Origin of the sequence: Paenibacillus doosanensis (assembly GCF_025060755.1) — a bacterium.
Lineage (GTDB): Bacteria > Bacillota > Bacilli > Paenibacillales > NBRC-103111 > Paenibacillus_S > Paenibacillus_S doosanensis.
In genome coordinates, this window is the sequence record NZ_JANYUY010000023.1 from 90,990 (window position 1) to 107,764 (window position 16,775).

Annotated in this window: 15 protein-coding genes; 4 read left to right on the forward strand and 11 right to left on the reverse strand. The window is 56.4% G+C overall.

Annotated features, from left to right (window positions below; translation table 11 throughout):
• Positions 1 to 17: 17 nt before the first annotated feature.
• The 5 genes from N0M98_RS17700 to N0M98_RS17720 form a co-directional block, all read right to left on the reverse strand.
• Positions 18 to 1,025, reverse strand: coding sequence for a 2-oxoacid:acceptor oxidoreductase family protein (locus N0M98_RS17700; protein WP_259618697.1), 1,008 nt, complete (start codon positions 1,023 to 1,025; stop codon positions 18 to 20).
• Between the two features lie 140 nt (positions 1,026 to 1,165).
• Positions 1,166 to 1,723, reverse strand: coding sequence for an NUDIX hydrolase (locus N0M98_RS17705; RefSeq protein ID WP_249863740.1), 558 nt, complete (start codon positions 1,721 to 1,723; stop codon positions 1,166 to 1,168).
• Positions 1,724 to 1,884: 161 nt separating this feature from the next.
• Positions 1,885 to 3,408, reverse strand: coding sequence for a flotillin lipid rafts scaffold protein FloT (gene floT / locus N0M98_RS17710; protein WP_375295498.1), 1,524 nt, complete (start codon positions 3,406 to 3,408; stop codon positions 1,885 to 1,887).
• A gap of 13 nt (positions 3,409 to 3,421) precedes the next feature.
• Complete coding sequence (locus N0M98_RS17715; RefSeq protein ID WP_249863742.1) at positions 3,422 to 3,955, reverse strand: NfeD family membrane protein; 534 nt, start codon at positions 3,953 to 3,955, stop codon at positions 3,422 to 3,424.
• Positions 3,956 to 3,987: 32 nt separating this feature from the next.
• A complete protein-coding gene (locus N0M98_RS17720) occupies positions 3,988 to 4,146 on the reverse strand; it encodes a hypothetical protein (RefSeq protein WP_259618698.1) in 159 nt (52 codons plus the stop codon).
• 91 nt (positions 4,147 to 4,237) lie between these two features.
• On the opposite strand from N0M98_RS17720, the gene tkt reads away from it, so the two are divergent.
• Positions 4,238 to 6,256, forward strand: a complete 2,019-nt coding sequence (tkt, locus tag N0M98_RS17725) for a transketolase (protein WP_259618699.1) — start codon at positions 4,238 to 4,240, stop codon at positions 6,254 to 6,256.
• Positions 6,257 to 6,356: 100 nt separating this feature from the next.
• On the opposite strand, the gene N0M98_RS17730 is transcribed toward tkt, so the two are convergent.
• Together N0M98_RS17730 and fucU are read right to left on the reverse strand one after the other, a co-directional pair.
• Entirely contained in the window at positions 6,357 to 7,166 is an 810-nt protein-coding gene (locus N0M98_RS17730) for a hypothetical protein (protein WP_259618700.1), read from the reverse strand.
• A gap of 90 nt (positions 7,167 to 7,256) precedes the next feature.
• Positions 7,257 to 7,691: an L-fucose mutarotase gene (gene fucU / locus N0M98_RS17735; protein WP_259618701.1), complete on the reverse strand. Its 435-nt coding sequence runs from the start codon at positions 7,689 to 7,691 to the stop codon at positions 7,257 to 7,259.
• 195 nt (positions 7,692 to 7,886) lie between these two features.
• Between fucU and N0M98_RS17740 the strand changes: the two genes are divergently transcribed.
• The 3 genes from N0M98_RS17740 to N0M98_RS17750 all read left to right on the forward strand — a co-directional run bounded on the left by N0M98_RS17740 (position 7,887) and on the right by N0M98_RS17750 (position 10,864).
• Positions 7,887 to 9,116 (forward strand): NAD(P)/FAD-dependent oxidoreductase, encoded by a 1,230-nt coding sequence (locus tag N0M98_RS17740; protein WP_249863747.1) that lies wholly within the window; start codon positions 7,887 to 7,889, stop codon positions 9,114 to 9,116.
• Between the two features lie 79 nt (positions 9,117 to 9,195).
• Entirely contained in the window at positions 9,196 to 9,783 is a 588-nt protein-coding gene (locus N0M98_RS17745) for a class I SAM-dependent methyltransferase (RefSeq protein ID WP_259618702.1), read from the forward strand.
• A gap of 85 nt (positions 9,784 to 9,868) precedes the next feature.
• The gene (locus tag N0M98_RS17750; RefSeq protein WP_259618703.1) at positions 9,869 to 10,864 is read left to right on the forward strand and encodes a YpdA family putative bacillithiol disulfide reductase; all 996 of its coding nucleotides are present in this window, start codon (positions 9,869 to 9,871) and stop codon (positions 10,862 to 10,864) included.
• Between the two features lie 55 nt (positions 10,865 to 10,919).
• Here N0M98_RS17750 and N0M98_RS17755 read toward each other — a convergent pair whose 3' ends face one another.
• The 4 genes from N0M98_RS17755 to N0M98_RS17770 all read right to left on the reverse strand — a co-directional run bounded on the left by N0M98_RS17755 (position 10,920) and on the right by N0M98_RS17770 (position 16,524).
• On the reverse strand, positions 10,920 to 11,648 hold the full coding sequence (locus N0M98_RS17755; protein ID WP_249863750.1) for a phosphonate ABC transporter ATP-binding protein: 729 nt from the start codon (positions 11,646 to 11,648) through the stop codon (positions 10,920 to 10,922).
• 80 nt (positions 11,649 to 11,728) lie between these two features.
• On the reverse strand, positions 11,729 to 13,543 hold the full coding sequence (locus tag N0M98_RS17760) for a stalk domain-containing protein (protein WP_259618704.1): 1,815 nt from the start codon (positions 13,541 to 13,543) through the stop codon (positions 11,729 to 11,731).
• A 46-nt stretch (positions 13,544 to 13,589) separates the two neighbouring features.
• The gene (locus N0M98_RS17765) at positions 13,590 to 15,374 is read right to left on the reverse strand and encodes a stalk domain-containing protein (protein WP_259618705.1); all 1,785 of its coding nucleotides are present in this window, start codon (positions 15,372 to 15,374) and stop codon (positions 13,590 to 13,592) included.
• Between the two features lie 7 nt (positions 15,375 to 15,381).
• A complete protein-coding gene (locus N0M98_RS17770) occupies positions 15,382 to 16,524 on the reverse strand; it encodes a glycerate kinase (RefSeq protein WP_259618706.1) in 1,143 nt (380 codons plus the stop codon).
• Positions 16,525 to 16,775: the final 251 nt, after the last annotated feature.

Below are 16,775 nucleotides of genomic sequence, written 5' to 3' on the forward strand. Positions count from 1 at the left end.
ATTTGGGCTTAACGCGATTATTTCGCGGCCAGATCAAACCGATGAGGAATGCGATGCTGTTCCGCATAGCCGTCGGCTTCGCGCAGCGACGTCAATGCTTCCGTTGGGCAAGCCTGTACACACTTCAAACAGCCTTTGCAGTATTGGTAATCGATGCCTTGCAGAAACATTTGCGGGCGTCCTTTTTTGTCGGCCTGTTCGTCCCACACAAAGCAGAAGTCCGGACAGACCGTGTCACAGGCGGCGCAGTGAATGCATTTATCATCTTCAAAATTCGGCATCATGCCGGCGCGGGATATGCTGAGATCTTTCAGAATACTGTTGCCTGGGTTTGTAATCACGCCGCCCATCGGCTGCGTCTCGAACCCGAGCACCGGTGTGTCCTGACGGATGTAAGCCGGCATTTGCTGTCCTTCGGGCAAAGCGAACGTTTGGAATTTCACCTCGTTATAGCCCCGATCAAACGTATTGAGCGCAGGCTGCACCGCTTGAGGATATTTTTTCTCCAGCGATTTGCGGATGACGTTCTTCATCGTATCCGGATTCAGGAACAGACACAGCCGGAATAAAGCGCCCAGCATGGCCATATTGACCCGGTTCTTCTCCTCCAGCGAAATGCCTATCGCATCGATGACGGCGATCGTGCCGCCCATCATTCGCAGTTTCTCCTTCAGTTCCTCCGGCGTTTTGGTCGAGTTGACCAGCACCAGACTATCTTCGTAAATACCGCTGACAACGTTTACAGTCTTCGACAATGATTCATGAAATACGCCAACCACATGAGGCCTTTCCACTGGAGAGGTGTCGCGTATATTCGTATGAATATCGCAAAAGCGAATATGCGCTTTGACGGCAGAGCCTTTCTTCTCCGAGCCGTAAGAGGAAAAACTGACGCCGTTAAGGCCTACGCCCACAACGCCCGCCTCCGCGAGCATTTTACCGGCCAGATTGGCTCCAAGCCCGCCAATGGACTCCAGTCGGATTTCAAAAAAGCCCAGTTCATTCGTTTTGGGTAACGTAACCATTGCATGACTCCTTTCGGGATTAGACTGCAGCAAGTAGTATTCTAAATACTATTTATATTCTGAATAGATCGACAAATTCCTTTTCCGAGAAAAATTTTTTCTCCAAAAAAGGAAAATATCGCCGCATTCCCGCTATATCATCATACGCGGAATATCCCGTATCCGTTCAAAGGAACGACAGGCTCCCTGTCCGGCAGCAGCCCTTCGTTCTTGCCGTTCACGGCGACATCGACGAGCCACTGGGTAAAACTAGCCACCTTCATGGACTTCATTTCCTCCAGAGTAAAAAAGCCCGCTGCGTCCACTTCCACACCGTCCGCTGCAGGCTCACCGTCGACATATTCCATCTCGAAGGCGATGTACACGTTATGAACCGCACGGGGCAGATCGCGCAGCGCCACGATGCCCTTGACCCTCGTGTGCACTCCCGTTTCCTCCAGCACCTCGCGGACGACGGTTTCTTCGATCGGCTCCATCTGCTCGATGTAACCGCCGGGATTGGTCCAATTTCCTTTCCCCGGCTCCTGGGCTCTGCGCACCAGAAGCACCTTGTCGTCGCGGATGACGAGCGCGCCGACGCCGACGCTGTAATTGCCCCAATGCACCGCATCGCAGCTTGTACAGGCGCGCCGTTCGACACCGTCGATCATTCGCGTCTCCATAGGCTGGCCGCAGGAGCTGCAAAAATTGACTGTCATGTATTTTCCTCCTTCTCTAACGTCATCCCTGTCCGATGACTTGCTTGACTGCCATAACCAGTTTTAATATAGCTTGTTTAATTTAATTGTTCCAGCATTATTTCAAAAAAACAAACCCGGAAGGCCTGCGCTGCGCAGGACTCTCCCGGGTTAAGGATCGATTATTCTTTTGGCGTTTCGGGCGCTGCGGGCGCCGCTGCCGGTTCGTTCGATTTCGGCAGCGCTTGCGCGGATGCGCCTCCCCGCTGCGTCAAGCCTTTGACGAGCTTCTCCAGGTCGATGCCGCTCACGCTTTTCAGCATTTCGGGCGCCGTCGCCATCAGCGACGTGACGTAATTGCTGACGCGGGCCGCTCCCTCGCCGTTGCCGGTATCGACAACCGTCAGCTTGTCGATGCCTTTGATCGGCTCCGCCACCTTGCCGGCAAGCTCCGGCAGCATCTTCACGATGATGTCGAGCACCGCGGCCTCGCCGAACTTCTCGAACGCCTCGGCGAGCTTCTGCTTCGCTTCCGCCTCGGCCAAACCGCGCAGGCGGATAACCTCCGCTTCGGCCGTACCTTTGGCCCGCTCCGCATCCGCCACAGCCAAGCCATCGAGGCGCTTCTGCTCGGCGTTCGCCTTCGCCTCCGCCTCGATGCGGTACTGCAGCGCCTCGGCTTCCAGCAGGCGCTTCGCCTTGTCCGCCTCGGCCGCCTGAATGACGGCGTAACGGTCCGCATCCGCTTTCTTCTTCACTTCCGCGTCGTACTGCTTCTCGCGGCGAAGAATTTCCTTCGTCTCCAGATCGATCTCGCGCTCCTTGCGGACAAGCTCGACCTTCATCTGCTCCTCGACCACGCTTTGTTTTGCGCGCGCTTCGTGAATGTGATACGCCTGGTCCGCTTCGGCGCGGGCCGTATCCTGATCGCGCTTAAACGACGCGATCTTCAGTTCCTTTTCCTTGGACGCTTCGGCGATGTTTGTATCGCGCACGAGCTCCGCCTTCTGTCCGTCTTCCTCGGCGCGCGCCTTCTGAATCCGCGCGTCTCTTAACGCCTCGGCCTCGGCGATTTCCGCATCCCGCTTTACGGCGGCGATCCGCGGCTTACCCAGCGCATCCAGGTAGCCGTGCTTGTCGCGCAAATCCTTGATGGTGAACGATACGATCTGCAGCCCCATTTTCTTCAAATCTTTGGCTGCGACGCCCTGCACCTCCTGCGCGAATTTATCGCGGTTGCGATACACTTCCTCGACGGTCATCGAGCCGAGAATCGCGCGCAAATGGCCTTCCAGCACTTCCTGCGCCTCTCCCTTCAGCGCCTCCGTAGGCTTGCCCATAAACTGCTCGGCCGCCGTAGCCACATCCTCGACGGAACCGCCGATCTTGATAATGGCCACCCCGTCGGCCATGACGGGAACGCCCTGCTCGGTGTAAACCTCCGGCGTCGAAACATCCAGCTTATGCGAAAGTAAGGACAAAAATTGCGACTGCTGAAATACCGGCAAAATAAATGCTCCGCCTCCGCGGACAATTTTAATTTTGCGTCCGGAATCGTCGGTCATCACATTTTTGGCTCCGAGAAACGAACCGGTCACAATCATCGCCTCGTCCGGGCTTACGGTCTTGTAGCGCGCCCAAAACGCGAGCCCCAGTACGATGATGACGCCGACGACGACGGCAGGGACAAATAAAGCATCTGGCATTTGCATCTCTCCTTTATTCGGATTTATCAAAACGGGCGACAAGCAGCGTATTGTCCTTGACCTCAACGGTAACGACTTTTACGCCCGTTTGGATTTCCTCGCCTTCAAAACTGGCTGCGATCTGATTCGTAATGCCCGCTCCTGCGCGGAGCATCACCTCGCCGTAGCCGACCGCCGGAATCGTCACGGATACTTCTCCCAGCTTGCCGACCATGTCGTGAATCGAGAACGCGACGGAATTTTCGCTGTTCTCCATCGGCTTCACGTAAAGAAAATAAACCAGTGCGGAAATCAGTACAGCGCATACGACAGAGGCACCGAGAATACCCGCCGTCCCCCAGGCCGTATACTTCGTCAATAAAATTCCCGCTCCTCCGCATACGGTAAGTCCGCTGAACAGCACGGTCGGCTGAAGGGCGTGCAGATGCTCTCCCGACATGAAATCGAACAATCCGTCCAGCACATTGCCGAGCAAATCGCCGAAAATAACCGTGACCAAGGCGAACAGTACTCCGGTGATCAGAAATCCCCAATACAGCTGCAGCATGGCCGTCCTCCCGTCTCGATAAATTAGCTACACTAAGTAATACGCAAGAAAGGTAGGAAAAGTTTCAAATCATTTCCTTTTTCCTGTTTTTGCAAGGTCGAATCCTCCTCGCCCGGAAGGATGGCGACGAAGCCGCGCCCGTCAATGCCATTACCCTCATCTATAGCTGTTATATGTAATATCGATTTCATAAATACCCCTACTCCCTTTATAATCATAAGCAAGCAAAAACAGCTGTATGCGTTCGCTGCTTATACTTGATTTTAAGGAGGAATTTTTTTCATGACGCTACTCAATACGACCATTCAGCAAAAAGCGGTCAATACGATTCGCACGCTGGCGATCGACGCAATCGACAAAGCGAATTCGGGCCATCCCGGCATGCCTATGGGCTCCGCGCCTATGGCTTACGAGCTGTGGACCCGTTATATGAAACATAACCCGAGCAATCCCAAGTGGATCAACCGCGACCGCTTCGTGCTGTCGGCCGGACACGGCTCGATGCTGCTGTACAGTCTGCTGCATTTGTTCGGATACGATCTGCCGCTTGAGGAGCTGCAAAACTTCCGCCAGTGGGGAAGCCTCACTCCCGGACATCCGGAGTACGGGCATACTGCGGGCGTCGACGCGACGACCGGTCCTCTCGGTCAAGGCGTGGGCATGGCGGTCGGCATGGCGATGGCCGAAGCGCATATGGCAGCGACTTACAACCGCGAAGGCTTTAACGTCGTCGACCACTTCACTTATGCGATTTGCGGCGACGGCGACATGATGGAAGGCATCAGCGGGGAAGCCGCTTCCTTGGCGGGCCATCTCCAGCTCGGACGACTGATTCTGCTTTACGACTCCAACGATATTTCGCTCGACGGCGATTTGAGCATTTCGTTCTCGGAAAATGTGCAGCAGAGGTTCGAAGGCTACCGCTGGCACGTGCAGCTGATCGAGGACGGCAACGATCTTGAAGCGATCAGCCGGGCGATCGCCGCTGCGCAGGCCGATCCGCGTCCGTCGCTGATCGAGGTCAAAACCGTCATCGGCTACGGAAGCCCGAACAAGAGCGGCAAAGCCGGCGAGCACGGATCGCACGGAGCCCCGCTCGGCAAGGACGAGACCAAGCTGACTAAGGAATTTTACGGTTGGCCGAGCGAACCCGCCTTCTATATCCCAGAAGACGTGAAGGAGCATTTCGCCGGCTTCAAGGCGCAGGGCGAAGCTCACGAAGCGGCCTGGAACGCGCTGTTCGAGCAGTACCGCGAAGCTCATCCCGAGCTGGCACGCCAGTTCGAGCAGGCTGCCTTAGGCCAGCTGCCCGAAGGCTGGGATGCGCAGCTTCCGCTTTACGCGGTGGAAGATAAGCCGCTGGCTACCCGCTCGGCTTCCGAAAATGCATTGAACGGACTTGCGGCCGGCGTTCCGTTTTTGCTCGGGGGCTCGGCCGACCTGGAGACCTCCACGAAGACTAACATCAAAATCTCGGGAAGAATGACGCGCGACGATTACAGCGGGCGCAACATCTTCTTCGGCGTGCGCGAATTCGCCATGGGAGCGGCGCTGAACGGCATGCTGCTGCATCAAGGGGTGCGCGGCTTCGTCGCAACGTTCTTCGTGTTCTCCGATTACTTGCGTCCGGCGATCCGTCTTGCTTCGATCATGAAGCTGCCGGCCATCTATGTGTTTACGCACGACAGCATCGCCGTAGGCGAGGACGGACCGACGCATGAACCGATCGAACAGCTGGCGGCCCTTCGCTCCATCCCGGGAATTACCGTTCTCCGTCCGGCCGACCCGAACGAAACCAGCCATGCGTGGCGCCATGCTCTGGAGAATACGTCCGGCCCTTGCGCGCTGATTTTGACCCGCCAGGCGCTGCCTGTTCTGGCCGGCACCGCCGATATGGGCCGGGAAGGCTTAAGCCGCGGCGCCTATGTGCTGTCCGATGCGGACGGGGGCAAACCGCAGGCGCAAATCATCGCCACCGGCTCCGAGGTTCAGCTCGCTCTGGCCGCGCAATCGCAGCTGGCGGAACAAGGCATCGCGGTTCGCGTCATCAGCATGCCGAGCTGGGAGCTGTTCCTGCGGCAGCCGCAGTCTTACCGCGATTCGGTGCTGCTGCCCGACGTGGAAGCGAGAGTTTCGCTGGAAATGGGCTCGGCCCAAGGCTGGCATCAATTCGTCGGCCCGAAAGGCGCCGTCATCGGCATCGACCGTTTCGGCGCTTCCGCTCCTGCCGCGCGCGTCATCCAAGAATACGGCTTCACGGCCGAGCGGGTTGCGGCGCAAGTCAAAGCGCTCTTGTCGTAAACCGTACGGCTGCCGCATAAACAATAAAGCCGAAGGACTCCCTTAAGACAAGGAGCCTTCGGCTTTTTCTTATTGCGCCGATTGATTCTCATAGTTCCGGTTACTTTCGCTTCAATGCGAGCATCTGGTACACTTCCCGGGAATCGCCCTTCAGAACCTTCTGCGCGCTGTTCATCTGACTGGAGCCGTCCCCGTCGAGGAAAATCCCGTCCACCAAATGGCCCCGGCTCACCTTCTCCAATACGGCTGCCCGAAATTGTTCGACGGTACACGGCTTGTCCGTTACGACCAAATATAAATTCTGCTTGTCGTCGTAGACCGCACCCGAGCGCAGACGCGCCTCGTCAAAGGCCGGCATATCCTCGGCAAGCGCCCTCTCCGCCCAATGGCCTTCGTCCCGCAGCGACATGCTGACTCCGCCTTGAGCCCAATAACGGCTCTTATCCGTTACCTGCAGCTGATGCGCGTCGATAGCGACTTGAACGGAAAACCGCCGGGTAATTTCATCCCAGACGAGCGTCCCTTTCGGAACGTCGATATTGTACCAGCCTGAGCCGTAATCGTCCTGCTGCCCCTTAAGCGGCTGATCGTTCACGACGGCAATGCTGAGCAAATCTCCGTTCCAGAAAAAACCGCCGTTAATTCCGTAGTCCTCCGTGAGCGCCACATTGGAAGCGATCGGTTTCAACGCGATATTATCGGGAGCCGTCCGCAGCGAGTACAGCTTGACTCCGTTGGAAGCCTTCGCCTCCTGATAAGCGTAATGTTTGAAAGGCAAGTACGCCGAAGACGGCTGCACCGCGGAAAACATCACGGCAATCAGATTTCCCAATACAAACGAGGCCAGCAGCAGCGGCAGCTGCGATTTGCCCGGCCAGCCGAAAACAAGTTTCCACCCGCCCGCTTTCATTGTCGACGCTCCTCCCGCTTTTCCTCATCGGTTTTCATAGAATCATAGCTTTATTCCATTCTATGAAATCGACAGCGGACATATGCTAGATTAGGCTCCGAGAACAACGCCTTTTTTCAAAATCAGGTTCGCATACTGCGCCGTCTCTCCTGTCGCCACAATCGCATACGCTTTCTTGGCGCGCTCGTAGAAAGCAAATCTCTCTACTTGTTCAAGCTCGGCGGCCTGCGGTTCATGCTTGGCAATAATCGCCCTGTACTCGTCCCATATGACGGGAACGACAGGGTCCCCCGGCACGACGGCCATCAGCGCGACCGACCGCTCCGCATAGCTGTCCAGCGGGAATAAAGCCAAGATCGCGTCCAGCAGCTGCGGAATTGCGAGCCCGTCGCAGCGGATCAGCCGCTGTGCATGACTGGCGGCGGGAAAATTGCCGTCGGCGAGCACAAGCTCGTCACCGTGGCCCATTTCCATTAATATTTTCAGCAGTTCGGGCGCAAGCGCCGAAGGAATCCCTTTTAACATCTCTCTCCTCTTCCTTTCGCATCGTAGAAACATTTAATTTTATCCTATACGCGCCAGGAAGAGATTGTCAACCGAATTGCGGTCCGGGACGGCTTCCGCGGCAGGCCAAGCAGCGCAAATCGCATAGATGGCGCGGTGCATAAAATGCGTCTATCGTGAAAGCCTATAAAAATCCAATGATAAAGGAGTCCATTTATGGATTTTTCTACTGGCAAGCTTCTATGGCCGGACACGCTTTCCCCTTCTCCCCGCTACCCTGCGCTGGAAGAGGATATCGCCTGCGATGTGCTGATCATCGGCGGCGGAGTCGCCGGAGCTCTCTGCAGCTATTATTTGAACAAAAGCGATGTCCGCGCCGTGCTTGTCGACAAGCGGACGGTCTGCAGCGGCAGCTCCTCGGCTAATACCGGCATGCTTCAATACGCCAACGATAAATCGTTAACTTCATGCATCCATACTTTCGGAGAGAAGGACGGAGCGAGATTTTACCGGCTCTGCCGCCAGGCTGTCGGCGAGCTTGGCCGGATCAGCTCGGAGCTGGACGCAAACCCGGAATTCCGTAAACGAAGCAGCTTGTACGTAGCAACGGAGGACAAAGACGTCGACGCGCTAAAAAAAGAATACGAGCTGCTAAAGGCCTACGGTTACCCTGTTCAGTATTGGGAACCGGAAACGATCGCCCGTCATTTCTCCTTCGCCAAGCCCGGCGCTATTTTCAGCGAAGGGGATGCGGACTTTAACCCGTATCGTTTCGTCGTATATTTGATCCGCTCCCTGCACCGGCAAGGGCTTCGCGTATATGAGCATACCGAAGTCGCCAGCCATGTGGCCGAACGGGACCGCGTGATCTTCAGAACCAAAAACGGCCGCACCATCACCGCCAGACACGCCGTTATCGCTACCGGGTACGAGGCGCAGAAGCTTAAAAAAAATCATAACGCCGTCGCGGAGAGCACCTACGCTATCGCCACCCAGAGACTTCGAGCTTTCCCCGGCTGGCATGAGCAGTGTCTGATCTGGGAGACCGCAAGACCTTTTTTGTATATTCGGACGACGATGGATAACCGCATCGTTGTCGGAGGGTTGGACGATGCTGCCCGCAGCGCGGAGCAACGGGATTCGCGGCTGCCGGGCAAGCGGGACGCCTTGCTGGCCGAAGCGGTCAAGCTGTTCCCTGCGCTGGAGGGGTTAAGAGCCGAATACTTCTGGTCGGCCGCCTTCTGTTCGACCCACGACGGTCTCCCGTTGATCGGCCCGCAGGAGGAATTTCCCCATTGTTACTTTGCGCTCGGCTATGGAGGCAACGGTACGGTGTACTGCACCATTGCCGCCCAGATCATCAGCTCCTTAATTACGAACGGCTCCCATCCCGACATGCATCTGTTCCGCTTCGACCGGCCGAGAAGGGACCCCGGCCATCTTTAAGGATATTTTCATGTACGATTCATGTTTGTCTACCAGGTTTAGGATATGATAGAACTATCCGATGAAGGAGGAGATAGGAATGAATGCCAACCTGCCGTCAGCGGCTTTGGAAAAAGTAAAATTCTTCTATAAATTTATTCGTACTCCTAGAACTATCGGCAGCGTAACCCCTAGCTCCCGGTATTTGACCGGCAAGATGATTGAACCGGTGCCTTGGCAGCATATTGACAGCATCGCCGAACTAGGCTGCGGCACCGGAGTCATAACTAAGGCGATTCATCAGAAGATGAAGCCCGGCACGGCCGCGCTGCTGTTCGAGAAGGACTCTTATTTGCGCAAGCAGTTGGCCGAACAATATCCCGATTCGAGCACTTACGCCGATGCGCAGAGCCTCGGCTTCGCCGTCCGCCAAGAAGGACTGGAGCATCTGGACTGTATCGTCAGCGGACTGCCTTTTGCCAATTTCCCACAAACTTTCCGCGATTCGCTTATCGAGCAGGTGCGCCGCTGTCTGAGGCCCGGAGGCTATTTCATTGCCTTCCAGTACTCGCTGCAGATGAAAAAACAGCTCAGCCGCGATTTCGAGATCGAATCGATCCGCTTCGTCATGAGGAATGTTCCTCCCGCATTCGTCTACGTATGCAGGAAAAAAGACGCGGACCGGTAGCATCCTTCCTCTTAATCGGTTACTATAAAATCATAAGGAGCATATCGGCTCCGCGACATAGTAATCGACAAGCGAGGTGTTCCCAGTGGAGGAAATCATTATCGTCGGGGCAGGCCCTTGCGGATTATCGGCAGCGCTCGAGCTGCAAAAGCTTGGTCTGGACCCGTTAATTATCGAAAAGAGCTGTATCGCCCATTCCATCAGTTTGTATCCGACCTACATGCAATTTTTCAGCACGCCGGAGCTGTTGGAAATCGGCGGTATCCCTTTTACGACTCCCAATGAAAAGCCTTCTCGGCTTGAGGCGTTGAATTATTACCGGAATGCAGCACTGCGCAGCAATATCCGCGTGCAGTCTTACCATACGGTTACGTCTGTCCGCAAGCAGCCGGACGGCGGCTTCGAGCTCGCCCTGACCGACCGGTTCGGACAAGAGTCGACGGCCCGCGCCCGGTATGTTATCGTAGCCACAGGCTACTTCGATCATCCGAACATGCTTGGCATCCCCGGAGAACAATCGGCCAAGGTGACCCATTATTACAGGGAAGCTCATCCGTACAGCTGTACGAAGGTAGCCGTCATCGGAGGCAATAACTCGGCGATCGACGCCGCTATGGATCTTCTGCGCGTCGGAGCGGATGTTACGGTCGTCTATCGCGGCGACGCTTACTCGCCGAACATTAAACCGTGGGTGCTTCCGATCTTCGAGAGCATGGTCAGCAAAGGGCGGATTCGCATGCTGTTCCGCTCGCAGGTGATCCGCATCGAGGAGCGCACGATTACGATTGTCCGGGACGGTGAGGAACAGCAGCTCGACAACGATTTCGTGCTCGCTCTGACGGGCTTTCGGCCTGACCGCACCATGCTGACCGAAGCCGGAGCGCAGCTCGATGACGAACGCCGGGCGCCGTTATACGACCCGGAGACGATGGAGACGACCGTTCCCGGATTATACATAGCCGGCGTTGCGGCATCGGGAAACAACGCCAACGAAGTATTCATCGAAACCGGCCGTCTGCACGGCGGTCTGATCGCCCGGCATATCGCCGCTTCCCGGGCAAGCGCAGAAAGCAATGTGTAAATAAAGGAAAGGCAGATTCCCCATGCGGAGGATCTGCCTTTCCTTTATCTTTAGCTTAAAAAATAAGTTCCTTTTCCCTATGCGTCAATCTTCTGCCCGCGATGTCCACGACCAGCTTGCCCCCGGACAGCCCCCAGATCCGCGATCCGTATTTCTCGGCCAGCTCGACCTGATGGAGACTGCAAAAAACGATCACCTTGTCTTTGCGGCAGATGTCCTTCAAATCGTCAAGCACCTTGCTCGCCGCCTCCGGATCGAGTCCGGACACCGGCTCGTCGGCATAGATGACCTTGGCTCCGCGGATCAGCGCCTTGGCAATGGCGACGCGCTGCTTCTCCCCGCCGCTCAGCTTTTCTACAGGCTCGTGCGCTTTATCGAGAAGCCCTACCTTGTCCAAATAGTCCATCGCCGTCATATGATCGTCATTGGACGTCGTCCCGGATAAAATCCGCCACCATGCCTTGTGGAGGAACAAACCGCTAAGCACGTTCTTGAGCGCCGATTTGCGCGGATTCAGATTGGGCTTCTCTTCCAGGTAAGCCCAATCTTTGCGGAGCTTCCACTGCTCCAGGCCGCGGACTCCGGAGATGTCTTTGCCGTCGTATATATATTGGCCTTCGTCCCACTTCTCCTTCAAGGCAAGGCAGCGAAAAAACGTCGTCTTCCCGCTCCCGCTGGCGCCGACCAAAGCGATAAGCTCGCCCTCGTCTGCCTGAAAGCTGATCCTTGACAGGATTTGATGATCCGGCGGAAATGATTTCGATAAATTGCGTACAATAATCATCCGATCGCTTCTCCTTTTTCCCACCTTAAGTCCGATAACTGCCTTTATTATAACCTAAGACCGCCCGGCGACAAACGGATTTATTTATCGTCCAGCGGGTAGAATATCACATCCACCGGAAAAGCCGACCCTGCGGCAGGCGTAAACTCGATGTCTAGCGCCGGTTCCGTTCCGTCGGTTTTGGCCAGTATCGTATATCCCTGATAATCCATCATGATACCGGACGGCGGAGCTTGCACGATCCGGCCGTTCACTTCGAACGGGCCCCTGAACACGCCGCCGCGCGGAAGGAGCAGCACGGCCATTTTTCGCGGCTGCGCAATATGAATGTTATAGACGACCCCGTAGTTGCCAAGGTTAAGGGAGTCCTGCTTGCGGAAGAAATCGATACCGGTGACAAACGGGTCCGTCGTTCCGTCGCCGATCGTCAAGCTGGACGGCTTGGTAAACGACTTGGCGTCCACATCCCACATAACGTCGGAGGAGCTGAACGTTCCCCTAACATTGCCCGTATATTCCAGCTGCGAATACGTGCCGATCGAGTCGATGCCCGCCCCTGCATCCATCGCCACGAAGGAGAAATACACTTCTCCGTCGGTTTCGACGTCATAGATGACATTCATTCCTTGCCCCGGGAAAAAATCCGGCATTTTTTTATAAAATACCGTCTGATAAGGGCCGACGACCATCGTCTGCGGATCGCTGCCGTCATCCTGCAAAAATTCGAGCGACGCCTCGTTGCCGATCAAATTGGCATAGATGGAAGGATATACCTCGCCGGCTCTCGTTGTTTTTATCGTTACCGGTTTATCCGGATTCGGATTGCGCACGACGATGGCAAATTGGACTTTTTCGTTCATCCCGTTCACATGATCCGCATACAGCCTCGCTTTGCCGTTCACCCGCTCCTGGTACAGAAACCCTTTATGCTCGAATGTCTCCGGGCTGTCGCTGACGATCAGCTGCCGGTCGGAAGACATCTTCACCGTATTGGGCAAAGAGGGGATGTCGCGCAAATATTTGCGCAGCGTCGCTTCCTCATCCTTCACGAACGTGCCGACCGGTTCATGGTACACCTTGTATTCGAACGGGTCCAGGTACGGCTCGTCCACGATCTCGACGTTGCGCGAGAAGGTGTCGCTAACCGTCCCCTTGCTGTCGGTCACCTGCAGCGAAACTTTAAACAAGCCGGGCTCGAAGATCGCCTCCGCTTTGCCGGTCCACTGCACTCCGGTAATGGCGTCGCCGTCCGGATCGTAACTCAAATCGGTATACGTAATCGGCTCGCCGAGCCTGTACTTTTCCTTATTTACGGAGAAACGCGCGACGGGCTTCGCGTTGGGCATCGTATCGTTGTGAAAGCCCCCGTTATCCGGCATTTTGACATAGACGAGCTCCACCCTCCGAAGCTCTTTGTTCACCGTATATTTGAAGCCGATATAAGATTTCAGCCAATCCAGCGAAAGATATAAACGGTCGTTCACCAGCCTGGCCGCTTGATCAAAGTCGGCAGCCTGCCCGTTGATGCGGAGCCGCTTCGCGGACAAGCCGAATTCGGCGAACGCGCTAGGCGTCGTGATCTGCACGGCTCCGGTCGAATCGACCCATTTTACCTGCGAGCCGAATAAAGCCGCCAGCGCAACGGCAGGGAGATAAGCTTGTTCCTTCACTTCCAGAAGCGGCGCTTCCAGACTCGTCTTTTGCCCGTTGACATAAGCTTCCTGCCCGTCGTAATAGAGCAGCGCAGATATCGTTTCGGGTACTTTCGTCTCTTGTGCGGCCTGCGGCGCAGACTGCGGCGCGGTATCTGCCGGAGCCGCCCAAGCGGCGGGCAGTACCGATAATGACAACGACAACGCCGTCAGCAGCGCACCCATTCGTTTTGCGAAAACCATCGTTGATTAGAAACTCCTTTATTTATAAAAATATATGATAAATTCATCAGTTCGCTTGCAGCGGATAAAGCACCAAGTCGACCGGGAGCTGCGTTCCGTCCACAGCCATAATTTCGATATCGACGCTGTTTTCCCCGCCGCCCGTCCTGTGCAGCAGCACCGCTTCGTTCTCGGTCAATCCGGCGGCCGGAATTGTAATGATATTGCCGTTCACTCTCACGGCTCCTTGGAAAAACCCGCTTCTCGGATGGAGCGCGATAGCCATCTTGCCCGTATGCTCCAACTGAATTCGATAGCGCACTCCGGCATGGTTCCGATTTTCAAGCGGCTGCTTGTTCATCGCATCATACCCTTGCAGCGGCGGCTCCAGCGACGGGTCGCCCATGCCGACGGCGGCGGGCCATTTCAGGGAATGCGCGTCGATGGTCCAGCCTACTTCCGATACCGGGAACGTTCCGTTCTTGGCGCCGTTCGACGCGACGAGCGGATAGCCGCTCAGATTATACGTCGTATCGCCCGGAGCGATCATCGCGTAGGATACCGATATTTCGCCGTCCGTCCGGATATCGTAGAGCCCCTGGAACGTCTGGCCGGGGGCCATATTCGGGCTTATCTTGTAATAGACGGCAGCGCCCGGCTCGATCACCAACTCATCTTCGCGGGGCGCCGAGCTCAAGAAGTCCTCGGCCGTCTTGCCCAAGCGGACGGCGCCGTACACCGACGGACCCGATTCGGCTTGCCGCGTCGTTGTCACCTTTACCGCCTTCTCATTATTATTGCGCATGACGACGGCCAACTGGGACTCGGTTCGGCCGCCGTTCGTATATTGCGGATACAACCTGGCCTCACCGTTTACCTTCTCCTGATATAAATAACCGAGCCCCGCTGCGAACCGGCTGCCGCTTCCCAATACGAGCGGCTTGTCCTCCGGCTGACGGACGAGAACCGGCAGCTTGCTCTCCTCCGGTCCGTATACCGCGTTCAATACATCGTCATTCGCCTTGAACACGGCGCCCGGAGCGTCGTAATAATAAGGGAACTGCGCCTCGGAGAGATACGGCTCATCCTCGATCGTAACCGATCGGGTGAACGGCTCGCTTTCATTGCCCTTTCCGTCCTTCACCCGCAAAGTCACCGGATAAATACCCGGCTTATAGTAGGCGTCCTGCTTCCCGTTCCATTCGTAATCGGGAAGCCCTTCCGCGTCCGGATCGTAGCTTAGGTCGACGTAATCCACCTTCTCTCCCAGCTTGTAGGACGATTTGCCGAAAGCGAACAGCGCGATCGGCCGCGAATTCGGCTGTGCGTCGTCCTTGGTCAAATCCGACTCCTTATATGCGGAAGAAGGCGTTCCGATGAAGCTGATCTGTGCGCTTTGTCCGTCGGCGGCGAGCTTATACTGCAAATCCGCATACTCCGCAATCCACGACAGCTTGACCAGAAGACGGTCATTGCGGATATCGGCGACCGACGAGTAGTCGTCCGGTTCGCCATTGACCGTGATCGAGCGGCTGCCCAAATCGAATTCGATGAACGCCTTCGGCGTCAGAAGACGGATAGTATTCGCATCTCCATCCCAATTCAGCTCCAGCCCCCTCGTATCCGCCAGCCATCTAAGCGGTATGTAAAAGCTGTCGCCCGCGATAACCGCCGGCTGCTCCAGCCGTACCTGCTGCCCGTTAACGGTAACCGCGCTTTTCTCCGCGAACAGCTCAATGTGCTGCGGGGCTACGGATACCGCTCCCGCCGCTGCGGGAAACAGCAAGCCGAATGCAGCTGCTGCACTTACCAATGTTCCTGTTTTTAACGAAGATGTCAACATTCGAAGCATGAATTCCTTAACTCCTTTTTTTCAATAATGCGAATAACCGAACGACCCGCTCGGCCGCGTCCTCAGCCAGCCTGTGCGCTTCCCGCATCGCCTGCTCCAGCGGCATCGGCTTGTCCGTCAGCGGGAAAACGCTGACGACTCCGCTATCGTAGAGGCATTCGATTCCTTGGCCGATCGACCCGGCAATCAGCACACAGGGCACGCCGAGACGTTTGGCCTGCTTCGCGACTCCGTAGGGGGTCTTTCCCCGCTCCGTCTGGAAGTCGCACTGGCCTTCGCCGGACAGCACAAGATCGGCGCCTTCCAGATGCTTCGCCAGCTGCGCCGCTTCAATAACGATCTCGACGCCCGGCTTCAGCTCGGCGTTCAGGAATGCGACGGCTCCCCCGCCTAATCCTCCCGCCGCTCCCGCTCCGGGCAGCTCCAGAATATCGGCGCCGATATCCCGCTGCACGACCGCGGCATAAGTGCGAAGCGCCTCGTCGAGCCGATCCGCCATCTCCGGCGTAGCGCCCTTCTGCGGGCCGAACACGGCGCTTGCTCCCTGAGGGCCGCAAAGCGGATTGTCGACGTCGCAAGCGACGATGAAGCGGCTCTCCCGCAGCCGGGGGTCCATGCCCGACCCGTCGATGGAAGCGAGCCTGCCCAGCGCCTCTCCTCCTTGGCCGACCGGCCGGCCGGACTCGTCGAGAAACCGCGCCCCCAATGCTTGGGCCATGCCGGCCCCGCCGTCATTGGTAGCGCTGCCGCCCAGTCCGATAATGAAAGATCGGCATCCCCGGTCCAGCGCGTCCTTAATTAACTCCCCCATACCATACGTCGTTGCCGCAAGCGGGTTTCTCTCTTCCGGGCGAATCAAATACAAGCCGGATGCTTCAGCCACCTCGATAACGGCGGTTGCCCCGTCTCCAAGCACTCCGTACATCGCCTCCACCTGCGCTCCGAGCGGGCCGCGGACGCTCACCTTATGCGTCGTTCCCCCGGTAGCGTCGACCAGGCTGCGCACCGTGCCCTCTCCTCCGTCGGCCATGGGCACCTTGACGATATGCGCTTCGGGGACTGCGCGGCGGATGCCGCGCTCCATCGCGTCGCAAGCTTCCCCGGCGGTTAAACTGCCTTTATAAGAATCCGGAGCCAACACAATCTTCACTGAACTGTCCCCTTCCATGGTAAAAAGTTCATCTCCCATTAAGAATACTACCATGTATTAAAACGATGCGTCCAGCATCCAGGCATATCCGCATTTACAGCATTCGCCGATCATGAACAAATCCCCCAAAAGCCATCCATGCCGCTGACGCGGCACCATTGATGATGAAAATGGGGTTGGTACTAACAAAAAACGTTAACACTGCTACTATGGCTGGCGAGGAAGGTCGGTTCACTTTGGTGTCCTGAACC

What these genes read in the sequence shown, in the direction of transcription:
- N0M98_RS17765 (WP_259618705.1), bottom strand. Translation starts at nt 15,374, where the DNA reads ATGCTTCGAATGTTGACATCTTCGTTAAAAACAGGAACATTGGTAAGT.
- N0M98_RS17720 (WP_259618698.1), bottom strand. Translation starts at nt 4,146, where the DNA reads ATGAAATCGATATTACATATAACAGCTATAGATGAGGGTAATGGCATT.
- floT (WP_375295498.1), bottom strand. Translation starts at nt 3,408, where the DNA reads ATGCCAGATGCTTTATTTGTCCCTGCCGTCGTCGTCGGCGTCATCATC.
- N0M98_RS17705 (WP_249863740.1), bottom strand. Translation starts at nt 1,723, where the DNA reads ATGACAGTCAATTTTTGCAGCTCCTGCGGCCAGCCTATGGAGACGCGA.
- N0M98_RS17700 (WP_259618697.1), bottom strand. Translation starts at nt 1,025, where the DNA reads ATGGTTACGTTACCCAAAACGAATGAACTGGGCTTTTTTGAAATCCGA.
- N0M98_RS17755 (WP_249863750.1), bottom strand. Translation starts at nt 11,648, where the DNA reads ATGATTATTGTACGCAATTTATCGAAATCATTTCCGCCGGATCATCAA.
- N0M98_RS17745 (WP_259618702.1), top strand. Translation starts at nt 9,196, where the DNA reads ATGAATGCCAACCTGCCGTCAGCGGCTTTGGAAAAAGTAAAATTCTTC.
- N0M98_RS17730 (WP_259618700.1), bottom strand. Translation starts at nt 7,166, where the DNA reads ATGAAAGCGGGCGGGTGGAAACTTGTTTTCGGCTGGCCGGGCAAATCG.
- N0M98_RS17715 (WP_249863742.1), bottom strand. Translation starts at nt 3,955, where the DNA reads ATGCTGCAGCTGTATTGGGGATTTCTGATCACCGGAGTACTGTTCGCC.
- tkt (WP_259618699.1), top strand. Translation starts at nt 4,238, where the DNA reads ATGACGCTACTCAATACGACCATTCAGCAAAAAGCGGTCAATACGATT.
- fucU (WP_259618701.1), bottom strand. Translation starts at nt 7,691, where the DNA reads ATGTTAAAAGGGATTCCTTCGGCGCTTGCGCCCGAACTGCTGAAAATA.
- N0M98_RS17760 (WP_259618704.1), bottom strand. Translation starts at nt 13,543, where the DNA reads ATGGTTTTCGCAAAACGAATGGGTGCGCTGCTGACGGCGTTGTCGTTG.
- N0M98_RS17740 (WP_249863747.1), top strand. Translation starts at nt 7,887, where the DNA reads ATGGATTTTTCTACTGGCAAGCTTCTATGGCCGGACACGCTTTCCCCT.